This window comes from Knoellia sp. LjRoot47, from assembly GCF_964253435.1.
Lineage (GTDB): Bacteria > Actinomycetota > Actinomycetes > Actinomycetales > Dermatophilaceae > Knoellia.
This window is the reverse complement of sequence record NZ_CAXUQS020000001.1, coordinates 1,369,735-1,390,989: the sequence shown is the minus strand read 5'-3', so window position 1 is coordinate 1,390,989 and position 21,255 is coordinate 1,369,735. Positions and strand designations below refer to the sequence as shown.

The 21,255-nt window shown below is 71.9% G+C and carries 17 protein-coding genes; 10 read left to right on the top strand and 7 right to left on the bottom strand.

The genetic code is table 11. The features are described 5' to 3' along the window. Positions 1-61 precede the first annotated feature (61 nt). Entirely contained in the window at positions 62-1,423 is a 1,362-nt protein-coding gene (locus tag ACSQ11_RS06785) for an aspartate aminotransferase family protein (protein ID WP_436004272.1), read from the top strand. A gap of 12 nt (positions 1,424-1,435) precedes the next feature. Here the strand turns inward: ACSQ11_RS06785 and ACSQ11_RS06780 are convergent, their stop codons facing one another. After that, positions 1,436-3,256, bottom strand: a complete 1,821-nt coding sequence (locus ACSQ11_RS06780) for an alpha-amylase family glycosyl hydrolase (RefSeq protein ID WP_436004270.1) — start codon at positions 3,254-3,256, stop codon at positions 1,436-1,438. 37 nt (positions 3,257-3,293) lie between these two features. Beyond that, a complete protein-coding gene (locus tag ACSQ11_RS06775; protein WP_436004268.1) occupies positions 3,294-3,938 on the bottom strand; it encodes a hemerythrin domain-containing protein in 645 nt (214 codons plus the stop codon). An 80-nt stretch (positions 3,939-4,018) separates the two neighbouring features. Between ACSQ11_RS06775 and ACSQ11_RS06770 the strand changes: the two genes are divergently transcribed. After that, positions 4,019-4,450 (top strand): DUF5990 family protein, encoded by a 432-nt coding sequence (locus ACSQ11_RS06770; protein ID WP_436004266.1) that lies wholly within the window; start codon positions 4,019-4,021, stop codon positions 4,448-4,450. Positions 4,451-4,669: 219 nt separating this feature from the next. Further along, entirely contained in the window at positions 4,670-5,374 is a 705-nt protein-coding gene (locus ACSQ11_RS06765) for a LuxR C-terminal-related transcriptional regulator (protein ID WP_436004264.1), read from the top strand. A gap of 35 nt (positions 5,375-5,409) precedes the next feature. Here the strand turns inward: ACSQ11_RS06765 and fumC are convergent, their stop codons facing one another. Continuing rightward, positions 5,410-6,813, bottom strand: coding sequence for a class II fumarate hydratase (fumC, locus tag ACSQ11_RS06760; RefSeq protein ID WP_436004262.1), 1,404 nt, complete (start codon positions 6,811-6,813; stop codon positions 5,410-5,412). Positions 6,814-6,859: 46 nt separating this feature from the next. Here fumC and ACSQ11_RS06755 point away from each other — a divergent pair, with 46 nt between their 5' ends. Continuing rightward, on the top strand, positions 6,860-7,660 hold the full coding sequence (locus ACSQ11_RS06755; protein WP_436004260.1) for an HAD-IIA family hydrolase: 801 nt from the start codon (positions 6,860-6,862) through the stop codon (positions 7,658-7,660). Continuing rightward, complete coding sequence (locus tag ACSQ11_RS06750) at positions 7,657-8,742, top strand: GNAT family N-acetyltransferase (RefSeq protein WP_436004258.1); 1,086 nt, start codon at positions 7,657-7,659, stop codon at positions 8,740-8,742. Before ACSQ11_RS06755 ends, ACSQ11_RS06750 begins: the two co-directional genes overlap by 4 nt. 148 nt (positions 8,743-8,890) lie before the next feature. Here ACSQ11_RS06750 and ACSQ11_RS06745 read toward each other — a convergent pair whose 3' ends face one another. Together ACSQ11_RS06745 and ACSQ11_RS06740 are read right to left on the bottom strand one after the other, a co-directional pair. After that, on the bottom strand, positions 8,891-9,595 hold the full coding sequence (locus ACSQ11_RS06745) for a sirohydrochlorin chelatase (RefSeq protein WP_436004256.1): 705 nt from the start codon (positions 9,593-9,595) through the stop codon (positions 8,891-8,893). Between the two features lie 39 nt (positions 9,596-9,634). Further along, positions 9,635-11,413: an ABC transporter ATP-binding protein gene (locus ACSQ11_RS06740; protein WP_436004254.1), complete on the bottom strand. Its 1,779-nt coding sequence runs from the start codon at positions 11,411-11,413 to the stop codon at positions 9,635-9,637. A gap of 77 nt (positions 11,414-11,490) precedes the next feature. Between ACSQ11_RS06740 and ACSQ11_RS06735 the strand changes: the two genes are divergently transcribed. From ACSQ11_RS06735 to ACSQ11_RS06725, 3 genes are all read left to right on the top strand, one after another. Beyond that, a complete protein-coding gene (locus ACSQ11_RS06735; protein ID WP_436004252.1) occupies positions 11,491-12,690 on the top strand; it encodes a thiolase family protein in 1,200 nt (399 codons plus the stop codon). Between the two features lie 31 nt (positions 12,691-12,721). Beyond that, complete coding sequence (gene kynA, locus ACSQ11_RS06730) at positions 12,722-13,591, top strand: tryptophan 2,3-dioxygenase (protein WP_436004250.1); 870 nt, start codon at positions 12,722-12,724, stop codon at positions 13,589-13,591. A gap of 100 nt (positions 13,592-13,691) precedes the next feature. Further along, a complete protein-coding gene (locus ACSQ11_RS06725; protein ID WP_436004248.1) occupies positions 13,692-14,399 on the top strand; it encodes a CHAP domain-containing protein in 708 nt (235 codons plus the stop codon). A gap of 81 nt (positions 14,400-14,480) precedes the next feature. Here the strand turns inward: ACSQ11_RS06725 and ACSQ11_RS06720 are convergent, their stop codons facing one another. Continuing rightward, positions 14,481-15,326 carry a hypothetical protein gene (locus ACSQ11_RS06720; protein WP_436004246.1) on the bottom strand — a complete coding sequence of 282 codons (846 nt, stop codon included), beginning with the start codon at positions 15,324-15,326 and terminating at the stop codon, positions 14,481-14,483. Positions 15,327-15,419: 93 nt separating this feature from the next. Continuing rightward, entirely contained in the window at positions 15,420-18,674 is a 3,255-nt protein-coding gene (locus tag ACSQ11_RS06715) for a BTAD domain-containing putative transcriptional regulator (protein ID WP_436004244.1), read from the bottom strand. Between the two features lie 315 nt (positions 18,675-18,989). Between ACSQ11_RS06715 and ACSQ11_RS06710 the strand changes: the two genes are divergently transcribed. Together ACSQ11_RS06710 and ACSQ11_RS06705 are read left to right on the top strand one after the other, a co-directional pair. Further along, on the top strand, positions 18,990-19,610 hold the full coding sequence (locus tag ACSQ11_RS06710; protein WP_436004242.1) for a TetR/AcrR family transcriptional regulator C-terminal ligand-binding domain-containing protein: 621 nt from the start codon (positions 18,990-18,992) through the stop codon (positions 19,608-19,610). Further along, complete coding sequence (locus ACSQ11_RS06705; RefSeq protein WP_436004240.1) at positions 19,607-21,214, top strand: MFS transporter; 1,608 nt, start codon at positions 19,607-19,609, stop codon at positions 21,212-21,214. The genes ACSQ11_RS06710 and ACSQ11_RS06705 overlap by 4 nt, the downstream gene beginning before the upstream one ends. Positions 21,215-21,255 lie beyond the last annotated feature (41 nt).

The following is a 21,255-nucleotide window of genomic DNA, read 5'->3' as shown; positions in this document are numbered from 1 at the left end:
GAGTGACGGTGGTTGAACAGTCTTTGACGTGTGACACGTGCCGCGTCAGGGGGCGGCCCATATGCTGCCGAGGGTGACGACGACGAGCGCAGCCCCTTCCGTGACCGAGTCCGACCGGAAGCATGTCTTCCACTCGTGGTCCGCGCAGGGCCAGATCTCGCCGGCCGAGGTCGTGAGCGCGCAGGGGTCGCACTTCGAGCTCGCCGACGGCAGCCGATACCTCGACTTCTCGAGCCAGCTCGTCAACGTCAACATCGGCTACCAGCACCCCAAGCTCGTCGCCGCGATCCAGGAGCAGGCCGGCCGGCTGCTCACGGTCTCGCCGGCGTTCGCCAACGACGCCCGCTCCGAGGCGGCACGACTCATCGCCGAGCTGGCCCCCGGCGACCTCGACTCCGTGTTCTTCACCAACGGCGGCGCCGAGGCGACCGAGAACGCCATGCGCATGGCGCGCCTGCACACGGGGCGGCACAAGGTCCTCACGACCTACCGCAGCTATCACGGCGCGACCGCCGGGGCGATCGCCGCGACCGGTGAGCCACGGCGCTGGGCCTCGGAGCCGTCCGTGCCGGGCATCGTCCACTTCTGGGGTCCCTACCTCTACCGCTCCGCCTTCCACGCCACCACCGAGGAGGAGGAGTGCGAGCGCGCGCTGCAGCACCTGCGCGACACGATCATGGTCGAGGGGGGCTCGACGGTCGCCGCGGTCATGCTCGAGACGGTGGTCGGCACCAACGGCGTGCTCGTCCCGCCGGCGGGCTACCTCGCCGGGGTGCGTGAGATCTGCGACGAGCACGGCATCGTCCTCATCGCCGACGAGGTCATGGCCGGGTTCGGGCGGTGCGGCGAATGGTTCGCGGTCGACCGTTGGGGCGTGACCCCTGACCTCATCTGCTTCGCCAAGGGCGTGAACTCGGGCTACGTCCCGCTCGGCGGCGTCGTCATCTCGGCCGAGATCGCGGCGACCTTCGCCGACCGCGCCTACCCCGGTGGCCTCACCTACTCGGGCCACCCGCTCGCCTGCGCCTCGGCCGTCGCGTCGATCGGCATCTTCAAGGAGGAGGGCATCCTCGAGCACGTGCGCGGTGTCGAGGAGACCGTCCTGCGACCCGGTCTCGAGGCCATGGCGGATCGGCACCCGTCGGTGGGCGAGGTCCGCGGAGTCGGCTTCATGTATGCCGTGGAGCTCGTCCGCGACCGGCGCACCCGAGAGCCCTTGGTCCCGTTCAACGCCTCGGGCCCCGCGGCGAAGCCGATGGTCGAGTTCGCGGCGGCGTGCAAGGACAACGGGCTGTGGCCGTTCGTGCACTTCAACCGCACCCACGTCGTGCCGCCGTGCACGACGACGGCAGCCGAGATGCGTCAGGGACTCGAGATGCTCGACGCCGCCCTCGACGTCGCGGACCGCCACACGACCGGCTGAGGCCGCCTCGCCTCACGCCTCGCGGGTGAGGACGACCGCGCTGTAGGGGCCGAGAGTGAGGACGGCGCTCTGCTCGCAGCCGTCCATCGCCGGGCCGTCGGCCTCGACGTCGAAGGCGTCGACGCCACCGAACTCGGGGGCGTAGAGGGGGGAGTCCGAGTTGAAGCGGACCTTCCACAGCCCCGGGGCCGGCATGCCGACCTCGAGCTCGCGCTCCACCCGGGTGGAGAAGTTGAGGACGACGACGGTGTCGTCATGCGGCCCGCCCTCGGCCCAGCGGTGGACGACGAGGACCTTGGCCTCGTCGTCGACACGGAGCAGGTGTGCACCCGGGCCGCGCAGGCCGGCGCTCACGCCGTCGGCGTTGCGGCGCAGCCGGATGAGGTCGCGATGCAGCGCGACGATGCCGGAGTGCTCCTCGGACTTGCCCCAGTCGAGGGCGACCGAGTCGTCGAACCAGCGGTCCTCGAGGAACTCCTGGCCCTGGAAGAGCATCGGGATGCCGGGTGAGCACATCACCGTGACGAAGCCGAGCGCGGCGCGCTTCTTCGCCGCCCACGAGTCGGCGTCGCCGGGGGCCACGGCCTCGGGCAGGCGGGTCTTGCCGTTGGCGACCTCGTCGTGCGACTCGGTGTAGATGACGCGGGTCCCAGCCGGCCCCCGGTCCTCGCCGAGCATCGCCGCGGCGACGCTCGCGAGGTCGCGGTTCTCGTCGGCGAGCTCGGTGAGCGCGCGCCGCACCGGGTGCACGAAGCCGGCGTCCCACTGGGCGTGGAACCCGAGCCCACCCTCGTCGCTGGGCCTCGTGACGAGTGGGTCGTTCTGGAGGTCCTCGGCGATGAGCAGCTTCCACGGCTGGCGGCCGCTGATCTCGGACGTGAGCCACGACAGGTAGCTCCCGCCGTCGGGGATCGCGGCCCCGCCGTCCCAGGTTCCGCCGGTGGTCGAGCGGATGTAGTTCGTCGCGTCGAACCGCAGCCCGTCGCACCGGAACTCCTCGAGCCAGAGCAGGGCGCTGTCGCGCAGGAAGTCGCGGACCTCGGGCCGGCCGTAGTCGGGACGGGTCGCGCCCCACGGGGTGTCCGCCCGCCAGTCGTTGTAGAAGTAGATGCCCCCACCCTCGCCCTCGAACCAGCCGTCGAAGCGCCAGAGGTCGAGGTCGGAGGGGCCGATGTGGTTGTGGACGACGTCGACGACGACCGCCATGCCGTGCTCGTGGGCCGCCCGGACGAACGTCTTGAACGCGTCGGGCCCGCCGTAGCCGGATTCGACGGCGAACATGTGGCTCGGGTTGTAGCCCCACGAGATGTCGCCGGCGTACTCGAACGGCGGCATGACCTGGATGACCGAGACGCCGAGGTCGCGCAGGTGGTCGAGCCGGTGCACGGCCGACTCGAAACTGCCGCGCCCGCCGTTGCCGTCGCCCCCGAAGGTGCCCACGTGCATCTCGTAGATGACGACGTCGTCCCAGGACGGCATACGGAAGTGGTTGTCGCCCCAGTCGAAGGAGGACGGGTCGTAGACGACGCAGTTGCCGACCGAGCTCGTCATCTGGCGGGCGTAGGGGTCGGCGCGCCAGACGACCTCGGAGCCGGTGTCGACCTGGAACTGGTACTCCTGCCCCGCGTGCGCTCCCGGCACGTGGACCGACCACGTGCCGGACTCGCCGGCGCCGTCCCGCTCGAGCTGCGGGTTGTGGCCGCTGTCCCAACCGTTGAAGTCGCCGATGACCCAGACGTGCTGGGCGTGCGGCGCCCACACCCGGAAGGTCACGCCGTCGTCGGCCAGGGTGGCCCCCATGCCGGAGTGGGGTGAAGGAGCGCGGAAGTCCATGGCGCTCAACCTAGTGGCGGCGTGGACGCCGCGACCGCTAGCGCCAGACCGGTGCGACCTCGCGGTGGTAGGACCGGCCGAACACCCGGCTCAGCACGAAGCGCACCGGCGCGGGCACGAGCGCACCGAGGGACTGCTGGACCTGCGGGTCGGCGCCGTCCTGGAGCCACGCGAACATCTCGCCGGTGTCGCGGAGGTTGCCCTTGCGCAGCTGCTTCTCGACCGCCTTCCACTCCGGCGTCTCGACACGGGCGGCGATGACCGGCACGACGTCGGTCTCCTCGTGGACGAGGTGACCGTCGGTGACCTGCGCCGCCGTGGCCACGGCGGTCACGGCAGCCGCCGCGTTGGCCGCGCTGGCATCCGCGGCGAGGGCGTCGATGGCGGCGGTGGCGCGCTGCATCGACTCGCTCATGGCCTCGTGCTCGGACTCCATCGCGTCGACGAGGGCGGGGTCGAGGACGTCGGTACCGAGGCCGCGCACGTAGGGGAAGACGTGGGTGTCCTCGCCGACGTGGTGGTGGTGCAGCTGGTTCCACAGGGTCGACCAGGCGCGCTGGAGCCCTCGGGCCCGCTGCTGGTCGCCGGCGGGGAAGCCGCGCAGCGCTGCCTCCATCCGGCCGAGGTCACGCCGGACGGCGGCGTGGACGATGGCGTTCATGTTGAGGTCCGCATCAGCCATCTTTCGAGGGTAGGACCGGGCAGGAGGGCGCACCCGGGGTTTGCCACAACTCGGGGCACGACTGCTGCGACGATGTGTCGGTGGACGTGCGCCTCGTCGGGGACCCGGTCCCGGCCGTTCCGGCCGGTGGCCCTGCGCTGCTCGTCGGTGTGCAGCGCGGCCGGGTCGTCGAGAACCCGCGACCGGTGACCGGGTCGCCGATGGTGTTCGACCTGTCGCTCGACGTCGTGGTCACGCCGGACGGGCTGGACCTGCGCGGCCCGTTCGTGCAGGGCCGCCGGGGCGACCGCTTCCTCTATCTCTGCTGGGGCCACGGGGGACGCGACGGGTCCGACCTGGACCTGTTCCGCCGGGCCAAGCTCATGCTCGGGGTGCTCGACCCGGCCGACCTCGTCGACGCCCGGGACGACGACGTCCTCGTCGGCCGACTCTCGCTCGTCGACGCCCGCGGCGGACCGGTGTGCGCCGCGGTGCGGCCGCCCGCCATCCGGTGGACGCTCGAGGCCGGGTAGCGCACGCCGACCGCCCCGCCGGCTGGTGCCACGTGGGCTGCCCCCCAGCAGCCGCGCGGGTCGCGAGCCCCCTGCCGCCCGCGACTGGCACAGGATGACCGTCGACCTCTGCGGACGTCGAGACCCGTGGCGAGATCTCGACGCGAGCCTTGACACGGTTGGCGCGGCGTGGGCGCACCGCATACCGTCCATCCGACGACCGACGTGAGGGGGTTCAGGATGGCGAACGCACACCGACTCGCCCTGGCCCTCGCAGGCCGGATGAACGAGGTGGCTCATCCGGGGCAGGCCCTTCCACCCGGCTTGGCCCTCCTCGGCATCGGCCATGCCGCGGTGGCGCCGATGAAGGCCGAGCTGGAACGCCGCACCCGGGCCTCGGTGTGGAGCCTGCAACCCCATCCCCGGTTCGACCCGGAGGACACCTCCTACGCGCTGGACGAGCGGTCACGTTCGCGCGGCGTGGACCTGCGGCTGATCACGACGCGGCGCTCACTCCGGCTCAACCCGTTGCTGACCTCACTGTCCACGGGCGTGCACCTCGGGCCGGTGGTCACGTGGATGATCGTCATCGACCGCAGGGCGGTGATCCTCGACGGACCGGTGACCCGAGAGGGCGACCCGACCGCGTGGATCGCCACCGGCGGGGTCTTCCTCGAGGACGCGGTCGAGGTCTGGGACCGGACGTGGGACGAGTCGACGCCGGCACTGGCCGACGGCGCTGGACCGCCGCTTCTCCCCCGACAGGTCGACGTCGCGCGGGGGATCTGTCTGGGCCGGACCGACGCGGCGATCGCCCGTCAGCTCGGCGTCTCCGAACGGACGGTGGCACGTGACGTCGCCGCGATCCTCGACGTGACCGGGGCCGGGTCGCGCGCCGAGGCGGTCCTCAACATGCTCGGTCGCGGTCGTCGCAGCACCACCTGAGTCGACCGGCCCGGTGCAGCTCGTGCCGCCCTGGCTCAGCTGTGGGTCATGTCCTCGGGAACGACCCACTCGTCGAACTGCTCGCCGGTGACGTCGCCCGAGGCGAGCGCGGCCTCGCGCAGCGACAGCCCCTGCTTGTGGGCGCTCTTGGCGATGGCCGCGGCCTTGTCGTAGCCGATGTGGCGGTTGAGTGCCGTGACGAGCATGAGGTTGCTCGCGAGGTTGGCCTCGATCCGTTCGGCGTTGGGCTCGATCCCCCGGGCGCAGTGCTCGGTGAACGAGCGGCAGGCATCCGCGAGGAGCCGGGTCGACTCGAGCACGGCATGGGCCATGACCGGCTTGTAGACGTTGAGCTGGAAGTTGCCCTGCGAGCCGGCGAACGCCACCGTCGCGTCGTTGCCGAAGACCCTCGTCGCGACCATCGTCAGCGCCTCGGCCTGGGTCGGGTTGACCTTGCCCGGCATGATCGAGGAGCCCGGCTCGTTCTCGGGGATCCGCAGCTCGCCGAGGCCGTTGCGCGGCCCGGAGGCATACCAGCGCACGTCGTTGGCGAGCTTCATGAGGACACCGCCGAGGGTGCGGAGTCCAGCGCTCACGCCGACGAGGGCGTCGTGCGCGGAGAGCGCCGCGAAGAGGTCGGGCGCCTGCCTGAACGCCTGGCCCGTCTCGGCCGCGATCTTCTCGGTGGCGAGGCGACCGAAGTCCGGGTGGGCGTTGAGCCCGGTCCCCACGGCGGTGCCACCGATGGCGAGCGCGCGGGTGGCCTCCACGGCATACGAGAGGGCCTGCATGGCGTCGTCGATCTGGGCGACCCAGCCGCCGAAGACCTGGCCGAGGGTCACCGGGGTCGCGTCCTGGAGATGGGTGCGCCCCACCATGACGACATCGCTGTATGCCGTCCGCTTGCCGTCGAGGACCTCGCGCAGCTCCGCGACCGCGGGCTCGAGGCGCTCGACGACCTCGAGGACGACGGCGATGTGCATGGCCGTCGGGAAGGTGTCGTTGCTCGACTGGCCGCGGTTGACGTGGTCGTTGGGGTGGACCGGCGTCTTGGACCCGCGTTCGCCGCCGGCGAGCTCGATGGCGCGGTTGGAGACGACCTCGTTGGCGTTCATGTTGGACTGCGTGCCCGAGCCGGTCTGGAAGACGACGAGCGGGAAGTGCGCGTCGAGCGAACCCGAGATGACGTCGTCGGCGGCCCGCACGACGAGGTCGGCGACGTCGGCGGGGAGCTCACCGAGCTCGCCGTTGGCCTGCGCCGCAGCCTTCTTGAGGATGCCGAGGGCCCGGATCATCGGACGACCCCACACGAACGTGTCGCGCCCGATGTCGAAGTTCTCGATGCTGCGCTGCGTCTGCGCTCCCCAGTACGCGTCGGCTGGTACCTCGACCGAGCCCATCGTGTCGGATTCGGTCCTCGATGCCTGTGCTTGCGCCATGGCTCCACCGTAGGCACCACAATGGCGGAATGACAGAGGACCCCCGATGACCGAGCACCAGCCGATCGAGACGTGGCTGACCGACATGGACGGCGTCCTCGTCCACGAGGAGCACGCCATCCCCGGCGCCACCGAGTTCATCGAGGCGCTCAAGGCCGCCGGGCGACCCTTCCTCGTCCTCACCAACAACTCGATCTACACCGCCCGCGACCTGCGGGCCCGGCTCCTCGCGAGCGGCATCGACGTGCCCGAGGCGTCGATCTGGACGTCGGCGATGGCGACCGCGCAGTTCCTCGCCGACCAACGACCACAGGGCACGGCATACGTCGTCGGCGAAGCCGGACTCACCACGGCGTTGCACGACGTCGGCTACATCCTCACGAGCCGCAAGCCCGACTACGTCGTGCTCGGCGAGACCCGCACGTACTCGTTCGAGCAGATCACCCAGGCGATCCGACTCATCGAGAAGGGCGCCCGGTTCATCGCGACCAACCCCGACGTCTCCGGGCCGTCGACCGAGGGCACGCTGCCCGCCACCGGGTCGGTCGCCGCGCTCATCTCGGCTGCGACCGGTCGCCAGCCCTACTACGTCGGCAAGCCCAACCCGCTCATGATGCGCAGCGCCCTCAACCGGCTCGAGGCGCACTCCGAGACCACGGTGATGATCGGCGACCGGATGGACACCGACGTCGTCTCCGGTCTCGAGGCGGGCCTGCGCACCGTGCTCGTCCTCACCGGGTCGACCAGGCCCGCCGACGTCGAGCTGTTTCCCTACCGCCCCACGGCCGTGATGGACTCGATCGCCGACCTTGTCCAGATCGTGGAGTCCGGAGGACCCATCGCATGACGTCGCATTCGCCAGATCCGTTGTCCGAGACCGGGATCCCGCCACACCAGTCCGGTCTCCCGGATCTGGAGGGTATGCCGTCCGGCTGGGTCGCGCGCGTCCCCTCGCGTGAGGACGTCACGGCTCTGGTGTCGTTGGCCGAGGCGCACCAGCGGATGGCCAAGGGGTCGGGGTCGGTCGACGTCGACACCGTCGAGAGCAACGTCGCCGGCACGGGTTCGTGGACCCGGCACCAGGCGCTCGTCACCGACGCGTCGGGGACGGTCGTCGGGTGGGTGTCGGTGCACGACCGCGCCGGTGGCCGCACGCTCGTCGAGGTGACCGTGGCCGCCGAAGGGCTCTCCGAGCGCGACGCCGACACGCTGGCGACGGCGCTGTTCGCCTGGGCAGAGGACGCGGGTCGGGTCATTGCCGGTGGCCGCGAGCTCGAGGGCACCCAGCTCGATTCCGGGGCCTACGCCGACGACTCCCGCCAGCGTCGGTGGCTCGCCGCCGCCGGCTACCGGCAGACCCGCACGTGGCTGCAGATGTCCCGTCCCGTCACCGCTGCCGAGGGCGAGGAGGGCGTCCTGCCCGCTCCGCGCGAGGGCGTAACGATCCGGCGGGTGGCCAAGCACGACAACGGCCTTCCCGTCGCCGCCGACCTCCAGACCGTGCACCGGATGCTCGAGGAGTCGTTCGCCGACCACTTCAACAGCTATCGCGAGTCCTTCCCCGAGTTCCTGACCCGACTGCGCGAGGACCCGGGGCACCGATGGGACCACTGGTGGATCGCCGAGCTCGACGTCGACGGCGAGACCGTCCCGGGCGGTGCGCTGGTCGCGACGATCCTGCCGCCGGACGCGTCCGGCGAGCTCGGCAGCTACGTCGACTACATCGGAGTGCACCGGCTGTCCCGCGGACGCGGTGTCGCGAAGGCGTTGCTGCACACCGTGATCCGCGACGCGGCCGCGCGGGGGCACAACCGCGTCGGGCTCGAGGTCGACGCCGACTCCCCGACCGGAGCAGACGGCCTCTACGACTCGATGGGCTGGGTCACGGCATACAAGACGGAGTCCTGGCACCGCGACATCACGACCTGAGCCACTGCCTCCGATGGGCCTGTCGCGGCTGCCGCGACTCACAGCTCCCGGTCACGAGATGGCGAGGGTGGTACGCCGGCGTCGATGACCGATCGGCGTTCGTGATGATCACCTATCGGTCATCGAGCATGCAGACGACCCCCACAGGTCAGTCGGAGGACAGCCGGGTGAGCACGACGGCCAGGACGGCGTCCTCACCCTCGGCGGTCGCTGCCAGGGGTGCGGTGACGACGTCCGCACCCGCCTCGTCGAGGCGGTCGTGGAAGAAGCCCTCCGCCAAGAGGTAGGAGGCGACCGCGACCGAGGTCGCGCCCGCCTCCCGTGCGGCCGCGACGGCGTCGGGCACGGACGGTTCGGTCCCGGTGGCGTAGGCAACCGTCACGGGCCCGGCCCACTCCTGGTCGAGCTGCTCGGCCGCGACCTCGACGTCCTCCGCCGCCTCGGCCCGGCTCGACCCGGCTGCCGCGAGGACGACGTGGGCCGTCTCGAGAACCCCCGCCGCGCGGAGCTGTCCCACGAGCAGGGCGGCGAGCAGCGGGTCCGGTCCGAGCTGGGGCGCTGCGACCGACCCGGGGTGCGCCGCGACGGCCTCGGCGATGTCGACGTCGACGTGGAACCCCCGGCTCAGCAGCAGCGGCACGACGACGACCGACGCGTGCCGGGTCATGACGTCGTCGAGCGCCTCACCGACGAGCGGCGACTGGACGTCGACGTAGGCGAGCGCCACCTCACGGGTCGGCAGGGCTTCGGCGACCCGGTCGGCGAGGCGCTGCACCGTGGCGGCACCGCGGGCGTCTCGGGTGCCGTGGGCGACGAGCACGACGGCAGGAGATTCCTGGGCGGGGAGGTCCATGGCGAGAAGTCCAACACATGCCCCTCGGTCGAGAGAGCCTCAGAGCTCGCCGGTCTGCACCCTCCAGAGGGCGGCATACGCGCCGTCCGACGCGAGGAGCTCGTCGTGCGTCCCGGCCTCGACGACCCGCCCGTCGTCGAGGACCCAGATGCGGTGAGCGTGCCGGACCGTCGAGAGGCGGTGCGCGACGACGATCGCCGTCCGGTCGAGGGTGGCCCGGCGCAGCGAGGCCTGGATGGCGGCCTCGGTCTCGTTGTCGACGGCGCTGGTCGCCTCGTCGAGGACGAGCACGGCCGGGTCGCGCAGGAGGGCGCGCGCGAGGGCGATGCGCTGCCGCTGGCCGCCGGAGAGGTTGACGCCGCGCTCGCCGAGGTGCGAGTCGTAGCCGTCGGGAAGCGCCTCGATGAAGTCGGCCGCGGCCGCGGCGACCGCAGCACCGCGGACCTCGGCGCGGCTCGCGCCCGGCCGGCCGTAGGCGATGTTGTCGGCGACCGACCCGGAGAAGATGTAGACGTCCTGGGCCACGTAGCCCATCGAGCCTCGCAGCGAGTCCCAGTCGAGCTCCCGCACGTCCCGCCCGTCGAGCAGCACGGCGCCGTCCCTCGGGTCGTCGAAGCGGAGCACGAGCCGCAGCAGTGTCGACTTCCCGGACCCGGTCGCGCCGACGACGGCGTGGGTCTCGCCGGCGGGGATGACCATGTCGAGGCCGTGGAGGACCGCTGGACCCTCGCCGTAGCCCGCGGTCACGCCCCGGAGCTCCACCGCACCACGCACCGGTCGTTGCAGCGCCTGCGTGCCGGCCGGGACCGTGACCGGCTCGTCGAGCAGGCGCAGGATCCGGCCGGCCGAGGCCCGGCCGCGCTGGTAGAGGTCGAGCACCGTCGCGACCTCGGTGAGCGGCCAGAGCAGCCGCTGGGTCATGAAGACGAGGACCGAGTAGGTGCCGATCTGGAGGTCACCGCGCAGCGCCGACCAGCCACCGAAGAGCAGCGTGCAGGTGAACCCGGCGAGGATCGCCATCCGCACCAGGGGGACGAAGGCCGCGCTCGACCGGATCGCGTCGACGTTGGCCTTCCGGTATGCCGTGGAGAGCGCCGCGATCCGGTCCCGCTCGCGCTCCTCCGCGGTGAACGCCTTGATCGTCGAGATGCCGGCGAGGTTGGCGCTGAGCGCCCCCGACAGGTCACCGACGGTCTCGCGGACCCGCGCGTAGAGCGGTTCGAGCCGGCGCTGGAAGACGAGTGAGCCCGCGATGATCACCGGGATGGGCAGGAAGGCGAGGACGAAGAGCTGGAGGCTGGAGGCAGCGAAGACCGCGCCGACGAGCACGACGTTGAGCGCCGTCTGCAGGATCGCGGCCGCCCCGACGTCGAGGAAGCGCTCGAGCTGGTTGACGTCGTCGTTGAGCGTCGCGAGGGTCGTCCCGCTCGCCCGGCCCTCGTGCCACGACATGTCGAGGTGCTGGGCATGGTCGTACGCCTCGACCCGCAGGTCGTGCTCGATGCCCTGCGCCAGTCCGCGCCAGAGCACGTCGGCGACGTACTGCGACCCCGACTCGATGACCCAGACGAGCACGTTGAAGGCGGCGAGCCAGCCCAGCTGCGCGTAGCGCGAGTCGATCCCGAGGAGCGTGCCGACGAACGAGTCGTCGCCCCGCACGACGACGTCGATGGCTGCGCCGATGAGCAGCTCGGGCACGACGTCGGCGACCTTGTTGATGGTGGACATCACCACGGCGGCGACGAGACGACCCCGGTAGCGGCGGTGCCGCTGCCACAGGGCGAGCAGCGGGCGGTCGGCGTCGGCGAGAGCGGTCACCGGAAAACCATAGGTCGGCTGCACGTCACACCCCACAGCCCTGTCCGGCTCCCGGGTCGCTTCCTACGATGGTCGCCATGAGCACCCCCGCCGCGAACCCGTCCGCAGAGCCGATCGTCCTCGTCGACGGCGCCCGCACGCCCGTCGGCAGCTTCGGCGGGATGTTCAAGGACGTCCCCGCCCACGAGCTCGGCGCCACGGCCGCGCGCGAGGCCCTGGTCCGCGCCCGTGTCGCCGCCGAGGACGTCGACGAGGTCGTCATGGGTTGCATCGGCCAGGTCGGGCCCGACGCCTACAACGCGCGACGCGTGGCACTGGCGGCCGGGCTCCCGAGGTCGGCACCGGCATACACCGTCAACCGGCTCTGCGGATCGGGACTGCAGGCGATCTGGTCGGCGGCGATGCAGATGCGCTGGGGTGGCGTCGACGTCGCTCTCGCGGGTGGCGACGAGTCGATGAGCCGTATGCCGTTCTACGACTTCGGTGCCCGTGCGGGCTACCGCCTCGGCAACCGTGAGCTGGTCGACGGCACCGTCATGATGCTCACCGACCCGTTCCACGGGATCCACATGGGGGTCACCGCCGAGAACGTCGCCGAGCGCTACGGCGTGAGCCGCGAGGAGCAGGACGAGTTCGCGCTGCGCAGCCAGCAGCTCGCGACGAGCGAGGCCGGTCGCGCGGCGTTCGCCGAGGAGATCACCCCCGTCGAGGTCGGCGGCCGCAAGCCGTTCACCGCCACCGAGGACGAGCACCCCAAGCCCGGCACGACCCTCGAGGCGCTCGCCGGACTCCGCCCGGCCTTCGCCAAGGAGGGCACGGTCACGGCCGGCAACGCGTCCGGCATCAACGACGGCGCGGCGGCCGTCGTCCTGGCCCGCGAGTCCGTCGTGAAGGAGCGCGGCCTCACCGGTCTCGTCACCCTCGAGGCCGTGACGACCGGCGCGATGGAGCCCGAGCTCATGGGCTACGCCCCGGTCATCGCGCTCGAGAAGCTCTTCGAGCAGACCGGGCTGGCGCCCGACGACGTCGACACCTACGAGGTCAACGAGGCGTTCGCCGCGCAGGCCGTCGCCGTCGTGCGCGACGCCAAGCTCGACCCCGAGAAGGTCAACCCGTACGGCGGGGCCATCGCCCTCGGCCACCCCGTCGGCGCCACCGGCGCGATCCTGTCGCTGCGCGTCGCCAAGGACCTCCACCGGCGCGACCTCGAGACCGGCGTCGTGACGATGTGCATCGGTGGCGGACAGGCCCTCGCCGCGCTGTTCCGCCGCATCTGAGCACCCTGCCGCGGGCTCTAGGGTGAGCGGCATGAGCGAGACCTCCGCGGGCAACACCCGGCCGATCGAGTCGGGCATCCACACCGACTTCAGCCGCGAGATGAGCTACGGCTCCTACCTCTCGCTCGACGAGCTGCTCAGCGCCCAGCACCCGGTGAGCGACCCCGAGCACCACGACGAGTTGCTCTTCATCATCCAGCACCAGACGTCGGAGCTCTGGCTCAAGCTCGTCCTGCACGAGCTGCGTTCTGCCGCAGCGCTGCTCGCGCAGGACGAGATGCGGATCGCACTCAAGCGGATCGCCCGGGTCAAGCACATCCAGCGCACCCTCACCGACCAGTGGTCGGTCCTCGCGACCCTCACCCCAACCGAGTACAGCGAGTTCCGCGGCTACCTCGGCCACGCGTCGGGCTTCCAGTCCTGGCAGTACCGCGCCGTCGAGTTCATGCTCGGCAACAAGCACCGCGGGATGCTCAAGGTGCACGAGGCCGACCCGGCCGCCCACGCGATCCTCGAGGAGCTGCTCGAGGCGCCGAGCATCTACGACGAGTTCCTCAGGTACCTCGCCCGGCGTGGGTATGCCGTGCCGCAGTCGATCCTCGAGCGGGACGTGAGCGTGGCCCACGTCCCCGACGACGAGCTCGTGCAGGTGCTCACCGGCATCTACGAGGACGCCGAGCAGCACTGGGACGTCTACGAGGCGTGCGAGGAGCTCGTCGACCTCGAGGACAACTTCCAGCTGTGGCGCTTCCGCCACCTCAAGACCGTGCAGCGGGTCATCGGGATGAAGACCGGGACGGGCGGCTCGAGCGGCGTCGGCTTCCTCCAGCGCGCGCTGGACCTCACGTTCTTCCCCGAGCTGTTCTCGGTGCGGACCTCGATCCGCGAGCCGCAGCACTGACCGGAGCCCCCCGGAGCGGAATCGCAGCGGTTTCGCAGCGCTGACGAGCACCGTGCCTGTCGTGGGCACCGCGCCCGCACCCACGACAGGGAGGGCTGACATGAAGGCACGCACCATCGCCGCACTCGCCGCCGCGGCCACGACCGCGGGGCTCGTCGCCGCGATCCCCACCGCACAGGCGCAGCAGAACGCCGCCGACGGCACCGCGAGCACCACCGTCCAGGGCGCCGCGACGGCACTGTCCACGCTGCGGCAGGACACCGTCGACCGCGCCAACTCCCTCCTCGCGGCCGACCTGAAGTTCAAGGACGACTCCGGCACCGTGCGCACGAGCACCCAGCCCAGCACCAACCGCAACGTCCTGTCCTTCGGCGGCAGCAACACCAACAGCAACGTCCTCAACGACTACAACGGGCTCGACTGGTGCGGCTACTTCGTCGCGCGGACCTGGACGGGCACCAACACCCCCGCACCCACGGCATACCCGCGGATCCCCACGTACTACATGCGGTCCCAGGCGTGGCGCACGGAGTCCAAGACGCCCTATCACCGCTTCTCGGCGAGCCTGCTGCCCAAGCCGGGTGACGTCCTCGTCTGGCAGAACGGCGCGGGCACCGCGGGCGTCGACAACGGCACGGCCACCGGCCACGTCGGTGTCGTCACCGCCGTCAACACCACGACCAAGGTCGTCACGAGCGTCGAGGGAAACGTCGAGGGTGACGAGATCCGGCGCTACACCTACGCGTGGGACGCCAACGGCCCGACCAAGGACGGCAAGCACTTCATGGGGCACACCTCCCGCGAGTGACGTGCACGCGCGTGGGGACAGAGCGAGAGGCGGTATGCCGGGTGCGCACCCGGCATACCGCCTCTCGTTCGTCTCGAGGGTTCAGAGCGTGCGCTGGTACTGCTCCCACCACACGAGCGGGCGGTCGGCACCGGCGGTCGAGTCGCTGCACGAGCCGCCCTCGCCGCCGAAGCGGAACTGGTAGATCTGGCAGAGGCTGCGGTGCGAGCCGTAGGCGACCCACGGGTCACCCATGGCGATCGCGTGGATGTGCTCGTTGCCGCTCCAGTTGCGGAACCAGGCCGCGAACCCGACCTTGCGCAGGGCGGCCACGCGCGCGCTCGTCTGCGAGGGGGCGTCATTGACCCGGATGTCGATCACTCCGCCGCCCACGTGGGTGCCCGCCGAGGCGTCCGCTCCTCCACGTCCCTGGGTGATCGTCATGTTGCTGCTCAGCGCCTCGGCCTTGCGGAACATCGCCCTCGTCCGCTCGTTGACTGCCTCACCGTCCTCGGTGACCCACGAGCCCTGGTCGACCTTGTTGCTCAGCGTGAAGCGGTTCGGGGCCAGCTCGTTGAGCTCGTAGAGGCTCGGCAGGCCGTTGGTCGACCACGGGTTGGCGGTGGTGTGGACCCGGTTCTCCCAGGCGCGCCAGGCGTCCATCGTGCCCCTGCCGAAGTGCCCGTCGGTGTCGCTCGCGGCGAGCAGCCCCTTGGCCCTCAGCGCAGCCTTGACCGTCTTGACCGACGCCTCGGCGCCAGAGGTCAGCCCACGGTCGGGCTTGCTCGGGTCGAGCTGGGCCGCCAGCAGCAGGCGCTCGTGGTTGACGACCGGCAGGGCAGCGACCTCGCTGGGCGCGCCGGCGGCCGGGCCACCGGCCAGGCCCACGGAGGCCATCGCGGCCAGGGTGGCGACGGCCACGGCCGCGCCTCGTCGAAGGGTGCTCATCGGGTTGTCCTCTCCGTCACGGACGAGACCGTCCCGGCCTCTGCCCGCAGGCTGGCAACATCGGCTGCGAAGCCACTGCGGATCGGCTGCGGTTCAGGCGACGCCCGGACCTCCCCGCCCGCGGTGCGCCTCGCGACCGGGACGCCCACCCTGGGCCCGGACCTTGGCGTCGAGACGGGCGAGGATCCCGTCGAGCTCGGCGTTGTCGGTGAGGCCGGACCTCACGAGGCAGTCGCGCTCGGACTCGAGGACCTCGATGGCCTCGCCGAGCCGGCCCTGGAGCTGGAGCACCCGCCCGAGGTCACGCAGGCTCGCCGCGCGGCTCAGCGGCCGGTCGAGCCGCTCGAATCCGGCGATGCTGTCGCGCAGCACGGACTCGCTCTCGACGAGTCGTCCGAGGGCGGCGTGCGCCCGGCCGAGGGTGCGCTGGGCGCGGTGCAGCATGAAGTCGTCGTGCCGCACGGCCGCCTGCTCTACGGCCTGGACCGCACCGGGGAGCGCCTGCAGGGGCTCGCCCATCTGCACGAGGATGTCGGCCCGGGTGTCGAGGACGGCGGTGAGGCCGTTGACGTCACCGAGACGGGTGAAGAGGTCCATGGCCGCATCGCAGAGCGGCAGGCCCGCGGCGTACTCGCCGAGACGGCGGTGGATGCGCGCGAGGGCGAACAGGGCCGTCGCCGAGCCCGACCAGTCCTCGACGTCGCGGAAGAGCCGCGTCGCCTCGAAGAGCTGCTCGCGCCCGGCCTCGAGGACGTCGTAGTCGTCGAGCAGGCTGCCCCAGGCGAGCGCGACGTAGGCGCGGACGATGCCGTCGACGTCCTCGTCGCTCGACCGGCTCGCCCACTCAAGGGCTTCTTCGGCGGCGGCCCGCTCGCCGTTGGCCCGGTGGGCCCGGCCGAGGACCACCGCCGCGACCACGGCACCGTCGACGTCACCGTCGAGCAGCATCGTGCGCCGGGCGTGGGTGGCGAGGGTAGCGGCGAGTCGCGAGTGCGCCGACTCGTGCCGCAGGTGCGCCTCGACGAGGTCGAGGTGGGCCAGCCCCCGCCGGTCGTCGACGAGGTCGGCGTCGAGGTGGCCCCGGACCGTCTCGGCGACGGCGAACCAGCGCTCGAGCTCGAGGCCGTTCTGGGCGTGCTGCCCGAGGACGACGAGCAGGCGCCAGGCCGTGGCCGCGTCGGTGGCGGCGACCTCGCGGGCACACAGGAGGAACGTGTCCTGCTCGGTGCGGAAGAACGCGAGCGCCTCCTCGCAGTCGACCGGCCCGCTCGTGCGCGTGAGCCGGCGGCCGTCGGGGCACGGCGGCAGCGGGAGGAACTGCACCGGGTAGGCCTGCGCTTGGGGCAGGGCCGTGACGAGCAGGGTCCGCGCGACGCGGCCGAGGTCCTCGGCGACGTCCGCGTGCGGCTCGGACTGGACGGCATACAGGCGGACGAGGTCGTGGAGGACGAACTGCGTCGAGACGCCCTCTCGTGACTCCGTCTCGAGCAGGTATGCCGCGTGGAGCTCGTCGACCGCGGCGTCGCCGTCGGCGTCCGGCGAGTCCGCGACGAGCGAGGCGAGCAGCCAGCGGCTCGCCGCGCGGAACGGCAGCCCCGCGAAGCGCCCGAGGACCTCTCTGGCCGCGTCGCCGAGCGGGGCCTCGGCGAGCCCGAGTCCGGCATAGATCGCCCGGTCGGACTGCTCGCCGTCGGACTGCCCGCGGATCTCGCTGCTCAGCGACGACGCCGCCCGGCGCAGCGTGAGGTCGGGACGAGAGGCGACCCGCTGGGCCGTGATGCGGAGCAGGAGCGGCAGCCCGAGGCAGGCCTGGGCGAGCTGGCGCAGGCCGTCGGCCTCGCCCTCGACCCGGTCGTCGCCCACGAGACCACCGAGCAGGTGGACGCTCTCCTGGTCGCCGAGGGCGGTGACGACGATGCGGAGCGTGGGCTCGCACTCGGTGAGCGGCAGCCGGCTCGTGAGGATCGCGGCGGAGGGAGCCCGGGTCGGCAGGAGGTCGCGGACGTCGACGCCGGGGCCGATGTCGTCGAGGACGACGAGGAGACGCTTGGTGTCGAGGATCGAGCGGTACATCGCGACCCGCGCGTCGTGGCTCGTGGGCAGCACGTCGGCGGGCACCCCGAGGAGCTGCAGGAAGTGGGCGAGGACGCTCGAGACACCAGCGCGTCCGGTCTCGCTGTCGAGGTGGAGGTAGAGGGTGCCGTCGGGGAAGTCGTCGCGCAGCCGGTGGGCGGCCTCGACGGCGAGGGTGGTCTTGCCCATGCCACCGAGCCCGGTGACGGCGACGACGGGGGCGGTGCCGGTGGGCCGCGTGGCGGCGGCGACGAGTCGCTCGAGCTCGGACTCGCGCCCCACGAGGTGGGCCACGCTGCGCGGCGCCGTGCGGGGTGCGGGGATCTGGCGGAGGGAGATGGGGGTCCCGGTGCCCGCGGTGGTGCTGGCGTTGGTGCTGGTGCCGGTGGCTGCGTCGGTGTCGGCGGCGTCGGCCGGGTCTGCTGCGGCTGGCGCCGGGGCTGCGGTGCTGTCGCGGGTCCCGTCGCCTGCTGCCGTGTGCGAGGTGGCCGGGCTGTCGAACGTGAGGACCTCGTGGTGGGCGGCCGCGAGGATCGGCCCGGGTCGCACGCCGAGGTCCTCGTCGAGGCGGGTGTGGACATCGCGATAGACGGTGAGCGCCTCGGCCTGCCGCCCGACCCGGACGAGGGCGCGCATGAGCAGGGCGTGCACCTGCTCGTGGAAGGGGTGACTCTCGCTGAGGTGGCCCAGCGCGCTGGCCACGCCGTCGAGGTGTCCGGTCTCGAGGTCGGACTCGATGCGCTGGAGGGTGACCTCGAGGCTCTCCTCGTCGATCCGGCGGCGGCGCGCCTCGACGTCGGGGCTGTCGGCGACGCCACCGAGGGCCGCGCCGAGGTCGAGAGCCTCGGCCTCGTGGAGCAGGGCGTGCTTCTCGGTGCTGGCGGCGTCGAGGCCGAGAGCCCGGCGCGTGAGGGACGCGCGGTGCCCGACGTCGGTCCAGACCCCGTCGTCGAGGCGGTAGCCGGCCTCGTGGGTGACGATGAGCGCGGTCGGAGCCACCTTGCGCCGGATCCCGGAGACGACGGCCTGGACGCGGTTGCGCGGGGAGGCGTGCGACCGACCGCCCCAGATCCACTCGGCCAGAGCGTCGACGGTGACCACCCGGTGCTCGGCGACGGTGAGGCCGGCGACGAGGGCGCGTTCGGAGGGGGTCAGCGGGACGTCTCGCCCGTCCCGGACGAGCCGGACCATGCCGAGCACGCACGCGCCGATCTCGGGCGCCGTCGCCGTCTCCTGGCCGCGCTCCTGGATGTCCTCTGCCGGTCGTCTGACCACACCGCGAGGTTAGCGACGGTGGGCACGCCTCGCATCAGGAGGAGCCGGGGAGCGCTCCCCCTGTCGACCCGCGGGCCGGGTCCGGACGTGGGTTCGGGTCAGTGCGTCAGCGCGAAGGCAGCCACCACCTGGTGAGGGTCGCAGGGGACGAGGTCGTTCATGGGACCCACCGTGGCCGGGGGCGCTGCGAAGTCGCTGCGGTTTCGCTGCGGCGCCGGGCGAGGCGTCGTCCACGAACGCCACTTGCGGAACGAAACCGTTTCGTTCTATCGTACGGAACGGTTTCGTTTCATCACCGGAAGGACTCGAGAACCCATGACCCCCGAAGCGCAGGCCCGACCCCGGGTCGAGGGCGACCGCGAGCAGGAGATCCTGCAGGCGACGCTCGACGTCCTCGCCGAGGTGGGCTACGACCGGCTGACGATGGACGCGGTCGCCGCCGCGGCCAAGGCGTCGAAGGCGACGCTCTACCGCCGGTGGAGCAGCAAGTCGGCGCTCGTCATCGACGCCGTGCTCGCGCAGAAGGGCCCGACGTCGACGCCGGACACCGGCAGCCTGCGCGAGGACCTGCTCCAGATGCACTGCGGCGCCGGTGGCGTCACCGACGAGCGGGCCATGAGCGTCCTCGCGTCGGTCATCACCGCCATCAACATCGACCCCGAGTTCGCGACCGCCTTCCGGCGGGACTTCATCGGCCCCAAGGTCGCCGCCGGCCGGGCCGTCTTCGAGCGGGCCCGCGAGCGCGGCGAGATCGACGCCGGTGTCGACCTCGACCTCATCGCTCCCGCCCTGGCCGGGATGGTGCTCCACCGCACCCACCTGCTCGGCGAACCCCCCAGCACGGCGACCATCGCCGCGCTCATCGACCAGGTCGTCCTCCCGGCCTGTCACGCCACCCCCACGTCAGCCCAGCCCGACGACAAGGACCACGCATGACCGACGTACGACCACTCGACGAACCCGCGGCCGACGTCGCGAAGCCGCAGCGCGAGCTCAACCTCACGTGGGCCCTCGTGCTCATCTCGATCGCCCAGCTCATGATCGTCCTCGACGGGACCATCGCCAACATCGCCCTCCCCTACATCCAGGCCGACCTCGAGATCAGCCAGGCCAACCTCACGTGGGTCGTCACCGGCTACGCGTTGGCGTTCGGCAGCCTGCTCCTGCTCGGTGGCCGGCTCGGCGACCTCTACGGCCGTCGCCGCGTCTTCATGGTCGGCCTCGTGATCTTCGGCGTCGCCTCGCTGCTCGGCGGCTTCGCGACGGGCGAGCCGATGCTGCTCGCCTCCCGCGGCCTGCAGGGTCTCGGTGCAGCCCTCGCCTCACCCGCAGCCCTTGCGCTCATCACGACGACGTTCCCGGCCGGACCCGCGCGCAACCGGGCCTTCGCGGTGTATGCCGCGATGTCCGGCGCCGGGGCGGCCGTCGGTCTCATCCTCGGCGGCTGGCTCACGGGCACCTCGCCGGAGCTCTTCGGCACCGCCATCGACGGCTGGCGCCTCACCTTCCTCATCAACTTCCCGATCGGCCTGGCCGCGGCGTTCCTCGCGCCCCGCTTCCTCAACGAGTCGGAGTCGCACCCGGGTGAGCTCGACCTGCCGGGCGCCCTCACCGGCACCCTGGGCCTGCTCGGTGTCGTCTACGGCCTCTCCCGCGCCGGCACCGAGGGGTGGACCGACGGCTGGACCCTCGCCAGCCTCGCCGCCGGTGTCGTCATGCTCGTCGTCTTCGGGCTCATCGAGCGTCGGGTGGCGCACCCACTGCTGCCCTTCCACATCTTCACCAGCCGGACCCGGGCCTCGAGCTTCGTGGCGATGTTCTTCGCCCCGGCGGCGATGTTCGCGATGTTCTACTTCCTCAGCCAGTACATCCAGAACGTCATGGGCTACAGCCCCCTCAAGGCGGGCGTCGCGTTCCTTCCCTTCACCGTCGGCATCGTCGTCGGCGCCGGGCTCGCGTCGAACCTCCTCAGCCGGGTCAACCCGCGCTTCATCGCCGGCACCGGCACGCTCATCGCGGCCGGCGCGCTCTACGGGTTCTCGACCCTTCCCTACGACACGTCGTTCCCCGTCCAGGACCTCACCGGCAGCTACGTCTCCGACATCCTGCCCTTCGTCGTCATGATGGCCTTCGGCATGGGCCTGACCTTCGTCCCGCTCACGACGACCGCAGTGCACCACCTGCGCGCTCAGGAGTCCGGGATCGGATCAGGTGTGCTCAACACGGCGCAGCAGGTCGGTGGCGCGCTCGGCCTCGCGGTGCTGGCCACCGTGGCGACCCAGACGTTCACCGACCGCGGTGCCGAGCTGGCCAGCGCCGGCGCGGCCGCAGCGACCGCCGGCGGCCCGGCGCCGTCGCCCGAGCAGATGCAGGCCATGGAGGCGGTCGCCCGCCTCCAGGTCTTCACCGAGGGGTCGACGCAGGCCTTCCTCGTCGGCTCGCTCCTCATGCTCGCGGCCTCCGCGGTCATCTGGATCTTCCTCGACGTCGAGCACGAGGAGCTCGCCACCGACGGTCCGGAGCCGGTGCACGTCGGCTGACGGTCCACGGCCACGTCCGCGGGGCGGGTTCGCGCAGCACG

Coding starts and splice junctions, on each gene's coding strand:
- ACSQ11_RS06735 (WP_436004252.1), top strand. CDS start 11,491: ATGAGCACCCCCGCCGCGAACCCGTCCGCAGAGCCGATCGTCCTCGTC.
- kynA (WP_436004250.1), top strand. CDS start 12,722: ATGAGCGAGACCTCCGCGGGCAACACCCGGCCGATCGAGTCGGGCATC.
- ACSQ11_RS06755 (WP_436004260.1), top strand. CDS start 6,860: ATGACCGAGCACCAGCCGATCGAGACGTGGCTGACCGACATGGACGGC.
- ACSQ11_RS06775 (WP_436004268.1), bottom strand. CDS start 3,938: ATGGCTGATGCGGACCTCAACATGAACGCCATCGTCCACGCCGCCGTC.
- fumC (WP_436004262.1), bottom strand. CDS start 6,813: ATGGCGCAAGCACAGGCATCGAGGACCGAATCCGACACGATGGGCTCG.
- ACSQ11_RS06750 (WP_436004258.1), top strand. CDS start 7,657: ATGACGTCGCATTCGCCAGATCCGTTGTCCGAGACCGGGATCCCGCCA.
- ACSQ11_RS06710 (WP_436004242.1), top strand. CDS start 18,990: ATGACCCCCGAAGCGCAGGCCCGACCCCGGGTCGAGGGCGACCGCGAG.
- ACSQ11_RS06780 (WP_436004270.1), bottom strand. CDS start 3,256: ATGGACTTCCGCGCTCCTTCACCCCACTCCGGCATGGGGGCCACCCTG.
- ACSQ11_RS06785 (WP_436004272.1), top strand. CDS start 62: ATGCTGCCGAGGGTGACGACGACGAGCGCAGCCCCTTCCGTGACCGAG.
- ACSQ11_RS06705 (WP_436004240.1), top strand. CDS start 19,607: ATGACCGACGTACGACCACTCGACGAACCCGCGGCCGACGTCGCGAAG.
- ACSQ11_RS06725 (WP_436004248.1), top strand. CDS start 13,692: ATGAAGGCACGCACCATCGCCGCACTCGCCGCCGCGGCCACGACCGCG.
- ACSQ11_RS06745 (WP_436004256.1), bottom strand. CDS start 9,595: ATGGACCTCCCCGCCCAGGAATCTCCTGCCGTCGTGCTCGTCGCCCAC.
- ACSQ11_RS06765 (WP_436004264.1), top strand. CDS start 4,670: ATGGCGAACGCACACCGACTCGCCCTGGCCCTCGCAGGCCGGATGAAC.
- ACSQ11_RS06720 (WP_436004246.1), bottom strand. CDS start 15,326: ATGAGCACCCTTCGACGAGGCGCGGCCGTGGCCGTCGCCACCCTGGCC.